The organism is Paenibacillus sp. FSL k6-2145, assembly GCF_037976585.1.
Classification (GTDB): domain Bacteria; phylum Bacillota; class Bacilli; order Paenibacillales; family Paenibacillaceae; genus Paenibacillus.
The window spans coordinates 2,924,511-2,937,045 of the sequence record NZ_CP150267.1 but is presented as its reverse complement, the minus strand read 5'-3'; the positions used below and the strand labels follow the sequence as shown (position 1 = coordinate 2,937,045).

Below are 12,535 nucleotides of genomic sequence, written 5' to 3'. Positions count from 1 at the left end.
AGGGGGGCTTGCTGTCCGCATCTGGTTGCATGCGACTCTCAGCCGTATCTCCTCGTAGTCCGGAAATTTACGGTTCCCGGGTAGATACTTCCGGGCCCTATTCCCGGCGTTATACGAGCAAATATCTATCAAACTATCTTCGTTCATTTTGGTAATCTCTTATTACACATTTCGTTCCTACTCGACCTTATTCTTACCTGATCGACACATCTAACATTCTAACAATCCCCTACAGCTAATGTCAACTTAAAGACGAACATTTAACATATTGACAAATATAATGTTCGGAAATTGCTTCATTAAATTCGGTTAACCATCCATTTCATCCCATAAAAGAAAGCCGGCTCCTCTTCAATCTCTCGAAGACAACCGGCTTCCTGCTTTTCAGTGAGTACACACTTCATCCATTATTTTACGATCAGTACTGGAACCTGAGCATGCTGCACCACATTGTGACTGACACTACCCAGGACAAATTCCCGAATTCCACCGAGTCCGCGGCTACCAATAATAATGATATCAGAATCATTTTCTTTGGCAAAATCAAGCAACACTTCCGCAGCCGCTCCTTGAATCAGATCCACATTGGCCGTTACACCAGCAGCCTGAATTCGCTCTTTCGCTTCATCTGTTGTCTGCACCGCCAGATTGTAGTAGTCATTATTAAGTGAAGGTGGCAGTGGAGCCAACCCCTCACCGATGAATACACGCGGGAAATCAAAAGCATGAATGACATCCAGTACTGCATTTGGGGACACTTTAGCTAGCTCAATCGCACGATCAAGTGCTTTATTTGAAGCTTTGGAACCATCATAAGCCACTAATATTTTGGAAAATAACATGTGAATCCCGTCCCTTCCTTTATATGTAGAGCACGCGAAGCAAGCTTCGGTCTGACATGTAATTAACTAACAGAACCATATAACTCCTTAAACGTTCCGCAGCCACAATGAACCATTTATACGAATGAATTTACATATGAAACCCTACTATGAACGGTTACGCATGTGTTCCATGTATTCATTGAATAAAGTAACCATAGATTACAGCATTCAGGAACAACAACAACGGAATACCAATGGTGAAGCTGGGATGTTTGGTCTTATGCCTTTTCCGATACATCGCGATCCAGACTCCCAAAGCACCGCCAATAAACGCAAGCAAGAATAACGTCCGTTCGGGTGTACGGTCACGACGCTGTTGTGCACGCCTCTTATCATCCGACATCACCAGATAACCAACTACATTAATAAATAAAAACCACAATATAAGTCCGGTTTGCATATAATTCTAGCGATCCCCCTGTCCCGGGACATCTCCCTGTCTCCATTATAGTCCTCATTAGAGACATGTTCAACGCACCGGGTAGGGAACCGGAAATTGGTGCATAAACGCTACCTCACTCTGACTTAGGACTCCTGTTTTGGAATTCCGTTCAGGCTTGGTGCTCTTTTGGCTGCTTTGTCCGGGCGCACAGCGATACTCTCTTCCCGAATACTGTCTTTGTTTTGCTGGTTATGGATTTTCTCTGGTTTGTTATGCGGCATATAGGTATCACCTCCTTGGCTTACGTTGCCTGAAAACGGAGGATCTTATACGACTTCACATAGATGAGTAGAGAAAAGTTATAATCAGTCCCTTTGGAGTAAATGAGTACATCATTCGCCATAGCTCGTACCGCACGAAGTATTACCTCAACTACCCTCAAGTGTGTTACTCTCCCTTTTTCTCCATAGCCGCCTTCAGCAGTTCACCCAGATTGGAACCGATGGACTCCTGCTTAGCATACTGTTTCACCAGCTTTTGCTGATCGCGTTTGTTCACATGCTGTTTGTCCTTATCCAATGTTTCTGTAATACCACAAGGAAGACATTGTACATATAACCCCGCCTTACCTTCTTTGATTTCCATCTTTTTGTGGCACTGGGCACAACGTCGGTTGGACAGTCTCTTCTCTGCCGAACGACGATATCCACAGTCCTCGGTAGGACATACAAGGAATTTACCGCGCTTGCCCTTCTTCTCCAGTAATCGTGCGTTACAGTCCGGGCAATGGCTATTGGAGACATTATGTGGCTTGTACTCTGCTTTGCTGCCTTTGACCGTAGACACCAGCTCTTTGGCCATTGAACGAATACCGTCCAGGAACGGTCCCGGTTTCCCTTGCCCACGGGCAATTCGCTCCAACTCAGCCTCCCAGCGAGCAGTCAGATCCGGTGTACGAAGCTGCGGGGCAGCCAGTTCAATCAACTGTTTCCCTTTGCCGGTTGGATGCATGCTGTTGCCTTGACGATCTATTGTGTCGGAACTGACCAGCTTCTCGATAATATCCGCCCGTGTAGCCGGAGTGCCAAGACCATGCTTTTCCATCTGGGAAAGCAAAGCGGCTTCGGTATACCGTTTGGGAGGCATCGTCCGTCCACTTTTAATATGGCAACGCTGAACCGTCACGGACTGTCCTTGCTGCACATCTGGCAAAAGCGCACGCTCATGGTCTGCTGCATCATCCACACGGTCATCGTCATCATCGCTGTAATCGCCGCCGTATACTTCACGCCATCCACTTTCTTTTACTGTTGTACCTTTGACATGGAAGGAATCGTCCCCCACTTGAACCGTGATCGCAACCGAATCGTACTTCGCTGCCGGATAAAATAGGCTGATAAAACGACGTACGATCAGATCGTACAATTTGCGTTCCTCCGGGTTCAATTGATTCAGAAGCACCGTTTGCTCCGTAGGGATAATTGCATGGTGATCCGTAACTTTGCTGTCATCCACAATACGTTTGGTGATATTCAGATTTTTGCGCAGCAAAGGACGTGCCAAAGACGCATAAGGTCCAATGGCTACACTGTCCAGACGTTCTTTCAATGTAGCTGTCATATCCGAAGTCAGGTACCTGCTGTCCGTACGTGGGTACGTTACGAGCTTGTGCTGTTCATACAGACGTTGCAGGACATTTGATGTTTGCTTTGCAGAGAAACCATATTTCCGGTTGGCATCCCGTTGCAGTTCCGTCAGGTCATATGCCAGTGGATGTGGCTCCACCTTCTCGCTTTTCTTCACTTGGGCAATCGTGCCCTTGCGCCCGTCTACCCGTTTCTTTAATTCCTGAGTTTCTTGAGGGTTGAAAATTCGCGAATCTCCTCCAGCCGCCCGCCACACAGCCTGAAAACCTCCCAAATCTGCCGTTAACGTCTCATACTCCTGCGAGCGGAAACCATTAATTTCATTTTCTCTATCCATAATCATGCCCAAGGTCGGCGTTTGGACCCGTCCAGCAGACAACTGCGCATTGAAACGAACGGTTAACGCACGGGTCACGTTAAGTCCAATCATCCAGTCGGCCTCCGCCCGGCAACGTGCAGATTCATAGAGACGGTCGAACTGACTGCCTGGCTTCAGCGAAGCAAATCCGTCTTTGATCGCCTTATCTGTTTGGGATGAGATCCACAGGCGTTTAAAAGGTTTTTTCCACCCCGCCATCTGCATGATCCAACGGGCTAGCAATTCTCCCTCACGTGCGGCATCCGTAGCAATGACAAGCTCACCCACATCCTGACGCTTCATCAACTGCTGCACGGCTTTATATTGATGGTTGGTTTCTTTAAGTACCTTCAGTTTCGTACGATCTGGCAGAATGGGCAGGTCCTCCAGATTCCATGTTGCATACTTCTTGTCGTAATCCTCCGGTTCAGCTAATCCAACCAGATGTCCAAGCGCCCAGGTAACGATATATTTCGGGCCTTCCATGTAACTTTTATGTTTATCACGCGCCCCCATGACTCTAGCTATTTCGCGTGCTACAGATGGTTTTTCTGCGAGTACCAATGTCTTCACTTCATATCTCTTCCTCTCTGGTAGAACGTTATGTCTCTTTCATTCCTATCTTTTCATTATATCATTTCACACTAAAGGTATGCTCTGTCATCTCTACTTCTTACTCCACTCGCATCCTGTAACCTCATGTTTAATCAACATATCGAATTCATGTTATATTTCTTCACATTAAAATATGTAATAGTTTTTCTGAGTACATGTAAACAGAAGCATGAATAAGTATTAACACTGTAAAGTATTGATGTATACGTTTTTTTGGATAAATATAAACCTTGTAAGATTACCTAACATAACTATACAATGTGTCAAAAGCATAGAAACAGAATCGCTGCTACACACATCAATGAGACACAGGAAGGGAGCGTGGATGCATGACTTATCATGGATCTGTATTGAAAAAAAGTGGGGCTTTGTTACTGGCGGGAGCTGTTGTTGCCACAACATGGGGAGGAACGGTGCCTTCGGTATCAGCCGCAACTGCAGCGCCTGCGAGTAAAGCAACAGTAGCATCTGTATCCAAAGGAAAAGCGCCAGCTACTCCGGCAGCATTTGTTCAGGCCATGGAAGAAGCGGCTACACTTGCAGGTGTTCCTTTTACCATGGACAAGCTCTCCGGCACAACCGTACAACGTAAAGATGCTGCAGTCGCCCTGCAACAATGGCTCAAGCTGGATTCGACTACCGAATCATTCAAGGATGTCCCGGATGAAGCCACTTTCGCAGGTGCTGTTGGTGCATTGAACACTGCCGGATTGATGAAAGGCTATACGGAATCACTCTTCCTTCCAAACGCTGTACTTACCGAGAATGACCTCTCCATACTGAAAGACCGCATTTATAACTACATAAAACCGTTTGTCCTGGAGGAAGCAACCATTATGGATCTCCAGGCCGCAATGACGCAAGGAAAACTGACATCAAAAGAACTGGTTCAGAAATATCTGGACCGCATTGAAAAATACGATGATCAAGGTGTAAGCATCAACGCGGTATTAACCCTGAACCCGGATGCACTCCAAATTGCGGAGCAATTGGATGAAGAACGTGCAGCTCAAGGTGCTCGTGGACCTCTGCATGGCGTTCCGATTCTGGTGAAAGACAATTTCGATACCAACGATATGCCGACAACCGCAGGCTGTATCTGTCTGAAAGATTCAGTCCCTGCTCACGATGCTGAACAAGTGAAGAAACTCAAAGCAGCTGGCGCTATTATTTTGGGCAAAACAAACCTGCATGAATTCGCATTTGGCATCACAACATCCAGCTCATTGGGCGGACAAACATTGAACCCATACGCTCTGGACCACTATCCAGGTGGCTCAAGCGGCGGAACAGGTGCTGCCATTGCATCTAACTTTGCCGCAGCCGGCATGGGTACAGACACTGGCGGTTCGATCCGAATCCCTTCCAGCTTCAACAGCCTTGTGGGTATCCGCCCAACCATCGGACTGTCCAGCCGTGAAGGCATTATCCCATTGGCTTTGACACAGGATGTCGGTGGACCTATGGCTCGTACCGTAAGTGATGCCGCAATCATGCTCGATGCTACAGCCGGCTATGACAAGAAAGATGTCGCTACAGCTTACGCGGTTGGAAAAATCCCTTCCAGCTACACAGACTTCTTGGATGTAAACGGACTGAAAGGTGCACGCATCGGTGTGGCCACAGAACTCATCCCAAGTACCAAAGCTGAAGAAAAAGCCGTTGCTGATGTCATCAACACCGCTGTGGAAGAACTGAAGTCATTGGGCGCTACCGCAGTTCCAATTTCCATCCCGAACTTGACTGAGATCAACAAATACCCAAGTCTCAGCGGATATGAATTCAAGTTCCAGCTGAATGACTATCTGGACTCATTGGGCGCAGATGCTCCATATCACAGTCTGTCCGAGATCATCGCTTCCGGAGAGTTCGACAAGTCTCAGGAGCAATCCATGAAAACTCGGGATGCACGCCAGACATTGGAGACTACCGAATACAAGGACATCGTTCTGAAACGCACCCAAGTTACACGTGAGTCCCTGCTGAAAGTAATGGCAGATAATAATCTGGATGCCATCATCTATCCTACGTCCACACAAGCCGCTGGTGTTATTGGCGAAGGGCAAAACTCCGGTGGTAACAACCGATTGAGTCCTTTCTCCGGCTTCCCGGCAATTACGGTCCCTGCTGGTTTCACAACTAATGGTTTGCCTGTAGGTATGGAATTCCTGGGTCGTGCCTTTGATGAAGGAACCTTGATCAAGCTGGCTTACAGCTACGAACAAGGAACTCATCACCGCCAAGCGCCTAAGCTTACGCCGTAAAATATTTATGGGATTAAGTAATTCCAGTTAACACAAAAAATAGATGCAATCATATCACTTTTTTTGAAACGAGTTAACCTACTAAAGAGACCACCCTCTTCATGACTGCATGAAGTTTGGGTGGTCTCTTTTTTTTCTCTATTTATTTTTGTGTTGCATACCGTCGTTTGTTACTCATTCCTGAACCTTGTCAGGCACGCCCCATTTCAGCACCAGACCTGCGTACGTCAGACCACCACCAAAGCCAAAGAGAGCTACGCTCTGTCCTTCTTTCAATTTCCCTTCATCCACTGCAAGCTGTAAAGCAAGCGGAATGGAAGCAGCAGATGTGTTCCCACGATACTCCACACTGGTTAAGGTTCGTTCCAAAGGAACCGGACCACGTTCGCAAACAGCCTCAATCATTCTCATATTGGCACTATGCGGGACAAACCAGTCAATCTGGTCAGGGCTTAATTCAGCTTTCGTTATCAGCTTATCCAATTGCTCTGGGATCGTCCGTACAGCCCACTTATAAATCTCTCGCCCATTCTGAACAAGGCATCCCTCACCCTGTAAAGGCACACCATTCATCTCAGAAGACAAGCCACTCTTATAGAGATGTACACCGCCTTCTCCATGTGTACCTGATATGGCTGCCATAAAGTCACCTTCAGCACCCGATGATTTCTCCACCAAGAAGGCCCCCGCTCCATCACCAAACAGGACACAAGTCGTGCGGTCTGTGTAATCTGTAATTTTGGATAATGTCTCTGCTCCAATAACCAGTACTTTGCGGTACATTCCACTGGTCACCAGACTGTCGGCTAGCTGTAGTCCGTAGGTAAAACCTGCGCATGCAGCATTTAAATCCAGTACGCCCGTGTGTGGGATCTTAAGATTAGCCTGTACTCTGGATGCCGTACTTGGGAAAGCATATTCAGGTGTACTTGTAGCCACAAGGATCATATCCACATCTTCTACACTTACATCATAACGACGTATCATATCTTCTACAGCCTTCGTAGCCAGGTCAGATACAAATTGATCTTCAGCTGCAATTCGCCGTTCTCTCATGCCTGTACGTTGCACAATCCATTCGTCACTTGTCTCGACTAATTTCTCCAGATCAGCATTCGTTAATATTCGATCCGGTACATACGTCCCCATTGCCGTGATGGTTGCCTTTGATTGATGCTTCATACCGGTAGTCACCTCACTTGTTTTTTACCATTATAGCACTAAGTCTTAGTACTTGGTACTAATTTTTTTTATAATCTTTACTCGATTTATACTTGGAATCAGCATTACTTTTATCTGCGTGAAGAGATGTTTCTGAACCATTACCCTATTTACGAGCTTTCTATAGACACTTAGTCCTTATATAAGGGTTACATCAGTCGAATTAAGAATTTCAAGTTAAGGTGAACCTCAATAACGGGGACGGCGGATTGACATTTCTGCTAGCTACGTTTGAAGAAACGGATACAAAATCACATAAAAAAACAGGTTGTCGCAATATTGACAACCTGTTCCATAATTATAATAGTGGGGTTATGAACTTCACTTCCGGGAACCGACTATCGGGTCCGTTCATTAAGTTTCCGCTCTTTTCTTTCAGATACATATCAAAGAAATCCAGCATATAGGAATTAATAATGAAATTCGCTCTTTCGGGCGCAATCTTCCCTGTAATACCCAGAATTTTGAAAATTGGAGAAATGAACTGCACGTCTGTAAAATTTAAATGCTCCGCATTATCGATATATAGAACTTGTCCCCCTGCGGCAACTGTTTTACGCATCCGATCAAGCTCCAACTTTTTGTCTTTCCTTTCTTGATCCACCCACTCTCTTGTATTACCCATACGTTCAAGTTCAGCATCCGTGTAGACTCGGTGATCGATCAACATTTTTAATTTTTCGTATACACTTTCCGAGTTCATGAACAAAATCGGCTTCCGCAAGCCCTCTTTGTCATGCAGACCATAAAGTCCTCCATCAAGGTCTATCCCAGCTGTTATTCGTGGATCGTAAGAAGCATCATAGGCCGTCGCTCCTCCAATGGAATGACCGAACACTCCGATATGCCCCAGATCCACCCTCCCTTTTAGCTGACTTGGAATTTTCCCCGATTGGATCAGTTCGAATTGGTCCAGCGCAAACACCACATCATCGGTTAACACTTTTCCCAACTCGTCACGTTGTTCTCTTTCTGTTCTATAATCATGTTCGGGTGAAAACAAATCGCTGGTTGTATTGGTCGTGATTTGACCATCCGGAAACTCGGTTGCAAATGTATTATAGGTGTGGTCGATCACTGCCACGATATATCCATGACTCGCAAGATTTTCGGCTTGTGACGTGTGAAGAAACCTGGAGGAACCAAAGCCGGGATTTGCAAGAATCAATGGGTACGAGGCCTGAGCCGATGAGACTTCAGTCGCCAAGTAAGCATGACTGGATACATACTTCAGGTGTTGAAACGTAAACCCGGGAAGGCCATAACTCTCCGCCATATAAGATAAGATTCGGGGAGTAGGGATAAACGGAGTATACTTTCCAGTACCAGCTTCAGCCGGATACCATACCTGAACCATCAATTCTCTCTTGCCTGTCTCTGATTTCCCGAATGTCTCCTCCCGGTTTGGATCGACGAAATGAAAGACTTGCGTGCCTACTTTTAACTTGCCAGTTGGTGCTGGAAGGTCAAAAACCGGAAACACATAGTGGAAACAGACTGTGGCAATCAGCCCAATTGCAATAAAAAGGGGAGCAAGTACTCTAGGAATTCGGGAGACTGGCCGCACGCCTTTCTGCGTTCGAACAACTTTTATAAGAGAAAACATAAACATCAGGGTCGCAAATCCGTATAAAAATACAAGCTGAATCCTGTATCCTTCAACAAGCAAATGTATCACTAAAAAAATGAATCCGACTCCGCTTGTCAGGAGCAAAGCTGTTCTTCGTATACGTTGATTGGGAATGAACAAAAATGCCAATAAACAAACACTTGAGAAGAATAATAAAATTTCAATAAACCTCACGCCAACTCCCCCTGAAAATCAACCCCATCGATGGATAGGGTTAGTATACAGGAGCCACTAGATTGATTGTATTGATCTAACTTACAATTGCCTTACAACTGTGTAAGTTAAGTGATAAAAAGAAAAAGCCCAACAAATGTGAGCTGTTCCTCTTTCATAGTTCAGATTAGATAAAAATAAAAAAAACACACTCGATATCATTCAAGTGTGTCTTCCTATTGCTTGGCGGCGTCCTACTCTCCCAGGACCCTGCGGTCCAAGTACCATCGGCGCTAGAGGGCTTAACGGTCGTGTTCGGGATGGGTACGTGTGGAACCCCTCCGCCATCGCCACCAAACGCGTAGCTTACATTTCAGAGTGTTGTTCTCTGAAAACTAGATTCGAAACGAAACACGCGAATTACAACTTGCTATTGGATAAGCCCTCGACCGATTAGTACTGGTCAGCTCCATGCATTGCTGCACTTCCACCCCCAGCCTATCTACCTCGTCGTCTTCAAGGGGTCTTACATACTGGGAAATCTCATCTTGAGGGGGCTTCACGCTTAGATGCTTTCAGCGTTTATCCCGTCCGTACATAGCTACCCAGCGGTGCTCCTGGCGGAACAACTGGTACACCAGCGGTACGTCCATCCCGGTCCTCTCGTACTAAGGACAGCTCCTCTCAAATTTCCTACGCCCACGACAGATAGGGACCGAACTGTCTCACGACGTTCTGAACCCAGCTCGCGTACCGCTTTAATGGGCGAACAGCCCAACCCTTGGGACCTACTTCAGCCCCAGGATGCGATGAGCCGACATCGAGGTGCCAAACCTCCCCGTCGATGTGGACTCTTGGGGGAGATAAGCCTGTTATCCCCAGGGTAGCTTTTATCCGTTGAGCGATGGCCCTTCCATGCGGTACCACCGGATCACTAAGCCCGACTTTCGTCCCTGCTCGACTTGTAGGTCTCGCAGTCAAGCTCCCTTATGCCTTTGCACTCTTCGAATGATTTCCAACCATTCTGAGGGAACCTTTGGGCGCCTCCGTTACTCTTTAGGAGGCGACCGCCCCAGTCAAACTGCCCACCTGACACTGTCCCCGCACCGGATTACGGTACCAGGTTAGAACCTAGATACGATCAGGGTGGTATCCCAACGTTGCCTCCATGGAAGCTTGCGCTCCCACTTCAAAGGCTCCCACCTATCCTGTACAGATCGTACCCAAATTCAATATCAAGCTGCAGTAAAGCTCCATGGGGTCTTTCCGTCTTGTCGCGGGTAACCTGCATCTTCACAGGTATTAAAATTTCACCGGATCTCTCGTTGAGACAGCGCCCAAGTCGTTACGCCATTCGTGCGGGTCAGAATTTACCTGACAAGGAATTTCGCTACCTTAGGACCGTTATAGTTACGGCCGCCGTTTACTGGGGCTTCGGTTCACAGCTTCGGGATTACTCCCTAACCACTCCCCTTAACCTTCCAGCACCGGGCAGGCGTCAGCCCGTATACTTCGCCTTACGGCTTCGCACAGACCTGTGTTTTTGCTAAACAGTCGCTTGGGCCTTTTCACTGCGGCCCCCTCGTGCTATTCACACTACCGGGGCACCCCTTCTCCCGAAGTTACGGGGTCATTTTGCCGAGTTCCTTAACGAGAGTTCTTCCGCGCGCCTTAGAATACTCTTCTCGCCTACCTGTGTCGGTTTGCGGTACGGGCACCATCACCTGGCTAGAGGCTTTTCTTGGCAGTGTGAGATCATGACCTTCGCTACTATAATTTTCGCTCCCCATCACAGCTCAGCCTTACAATGTGCGGATTTGCCTACACATCAGCCTTACTGCTTAGACGGACATCCATCAGTCCGCGTCACTACCCTACTGCGTCCCCCCATTGCTCATAACGGCTTACGGTGGTACAGGAATTTCGACCTGTTGTCCTTCGACTACGCCTTTCGGCCTCGCCTTAGGTCCCGACTTACCCTGAGCGGACGAGCCTTCCTCAGGAACCCTTAGGCTTTCGGCGGATCAGATTCTCACTGATCTTTTCGTTACTCATACCGGCATTCTCACTTGTATAATGTCCAGCGCTCCTTACGGTACACCTTCAACCCTTATACAACGCTCCCCTACCCCTGATGCAAAGCATCAAGCCATAGCTTCGGTGGTGTGTTTAGCCCCGTTACATTTTCGGCGCAGAGTCACTCGACCAGTGAGCTATTACGCACTCTTTCAATGGTGGCTGCTTCTAAGCCAACATCCTGGTTGTCTGTGCAACTCCACATCCTTTCCCACTTAACACACACTTGGGGACCTTAGCTGATGGTCTGGGCTGTTTCCCTTTTGACAATGGATCTTAGCACTCACTGTCTGACTCCCGGAAGTAAGTCTATGGCATTCGGAGTTTGACTGAGCTTGGTAACCCTTGCGGGCCCCGCACCCAATCAGTGCTCTACCTCCACGACTCTGTTTTCCGAGGCTAGCCCTAAAGCTATTTCGGGGAGAACCAGCTATCTCCGAGTTCGATTGGAATTTCTCCGCTACCCCCACCTCATCCCCGCATTTTTCAACATGCGTGGGTTCGGGCCTCCAGTGCGTGTTACCGCACCTTCACCCTGGACAGGGGTAGATCACCCGGTTTCGGGTCTACGTCCACGTACTAAGTCGCCCTATTCAGACTCGCTTTCGCTGCGGCTCCGGCTCTTCACCTTAACCTTGCACGGGAACGTAACTCGCCGGTTCATTCTACAAAAGGCACGCCATCACCCCTAAAACGGGCTCTGACTTTTTGTAAGCACACGGTTTCAGGTTCTATTTCACTCCCCTTCCGGGGTGCTTTTCACCTTTCCCTCACGGTACTGCTTCACTATCGGTCGCTAGGAAGTATTTAGCCTTGGCAGATGGTCCTGCCGGATTCATACGGGGTTTCACGTGCCCCGCACTACTCGGGATCCGTCTCGGAGGGAACCAACTTTCAACTACAGGGCTTTTACCTTCTTTGGCGGGCCTTTCCAGACCTCTTCGCTTAACCGGTTCCTTTGTAACTCCATGTGAGACGTCCCACAACCCCAAAGAGCAAGCTCTCTGGTTTGGGCTTCTCCGCGTTCGCTCGCCGCTACTGACGGAATCACTATTGTTTTCTCTTCCTCAGGGTACTTAGATGTTTCAGTTCCCCTGGTATGCCTCTACACAACCTATGTATTCAGTTGTGAGTAACTGGAAATTACCCCAGCTGGGTTTCCCCATTCGGACACCCCCGGATCAAAGCTTGCTTACAGCTCCCCGAGGCAGTTTCGTTGTTCGCCACGTCCTTCATCGGCTCCTAGCGCCTAGGCATCCTCCGTGTGCTCTTAGTAGCTTAACCTCGTGCTCCGGTTTCGACTGCT

At 47.7% G+C, this 12,535-nt stretch carries 7 protein-coding genes, 2 rRNA genes and 1 riboswitch; of the genes, 1 reads left to right on the top strand and 8 read right to left on the bottom strand.

What is annotated here, in order from left to right:
• Positions 1-35 precede the first annotated feature (35 nt).
• Positions 36-137: riboswitch (purine riboswitch) on the bottom strand.
• A 270-nt stretch (positions 138-407) separates the two neighbouring features.
• The 4 genes from NZ043_RS13080 to NZ043_RS13065 form a co-directional block, all read right to left on the bottom strand.
• Entirely contained in the window at positions 408-842 is a 435-nt protein-coding gene (locus NZ043_RS13080) for a universal stress protein (RefSeq protein WP_047840488.1), read from the bottom strand.
• A 178-nt stretch (positions 843-1,020) separates the two neighbouring features.
• Complete coding sequence (locus NZ043_RS13075; RefSeq protein ID WP_017690702.1) at positions 1,021-1,284, bottom strand: DUF1294 domain-containing protein; 264 nt, start codon at positions 1,282-1,284, stop codon at positions 1,021-1,023.
• Between the two features lie 125 nt (positions 1,285-1,409).
• A complete protein-coding gene (locus tag NZ043_RS13070; protein ID WP_017690703.1) occupies positions 1,410-1,547 on the bottom strand; it encodes a hypothetical protein in 138 nt (45 codons plus the stop codon).
• Between the two features lie 166 nt (positions 1,548-1,713).
• Positions 1,714-3,843 carry a DNA topoisomerase III gene (locus NZ043_RS13065; protein WP_339312106.1) on the bottom strand — a complete coding sequence of 710 codons (2,130 nt, stop codon included), beginning with the start codon at positions 3,841-3,843 and terminating at the stop codon, positions 1,714-1,716.
• A 371-nt stretch (positions 3,844-4,214) separates the two neighbouring features.
• Between NZ043_RS13065 and NZ043_RS13060 the strand changes: the two genes are divergently transcribed.
• On the top strand, positions 4,215-6,149 hold the full coding sequence (locus NZ043_RS13060) for an amidase family protein (protein ID WP_339312104.1): 1,935 nt from the start codon (positions 4,215-4,217) through the stop codon (positions 6,147-6,149).
• A 174-nt stretch (positions 6,150-6,323) separates the two neighbouring features.
• Here the strand turns inward: NZ043_RS13060 and NZ043_RS13055 are convergent, their stop codons facing one another.
• The 4 genes from NZ043_RS13055 to NZ043_RS13040 form a co-directional block, all read right to left on the bottom strand.
• Entirely contained in the window at positions 6,324-7,331 is a 1,008-nt protein-coding gene (locus NZ043_RS13055) for a ketoacyl-ACP synthase III (protein ID WP_339312102.1), read from the bottom strand.
• A 337-nt stretch (positions 7,332-7,668) separates the two neighbouring features.
• On the bottom strand, positions 7,669-9,174 hold the full coding sequence (locus NZ043_RS13050) for a dienelactone hydrolase (RefSeq protein ID WP_339312100.1): 1,506 nt from the start codon (positions 9,172-9,174) through the stop codon (positions 7,669-7,671).
• A gap of 220 nt (positions 9,175-9,394) precedes the next feature.
• A 5S ribosomal RNA gene (rrf, locus tag NZ043_RS13045) occupies positions 9,395-9,511 on the bottom strand.
• A gap of 75 nt (positions 9,512-9,586) precedes the next feature.
• A 23S ribosomal RNA gene (locus NZ043_RS13040) occupies positions 9,587-12,513 on the bottom strand.
• Positions 12,514-12,535 lie beyond the last annotated feature (22 nt).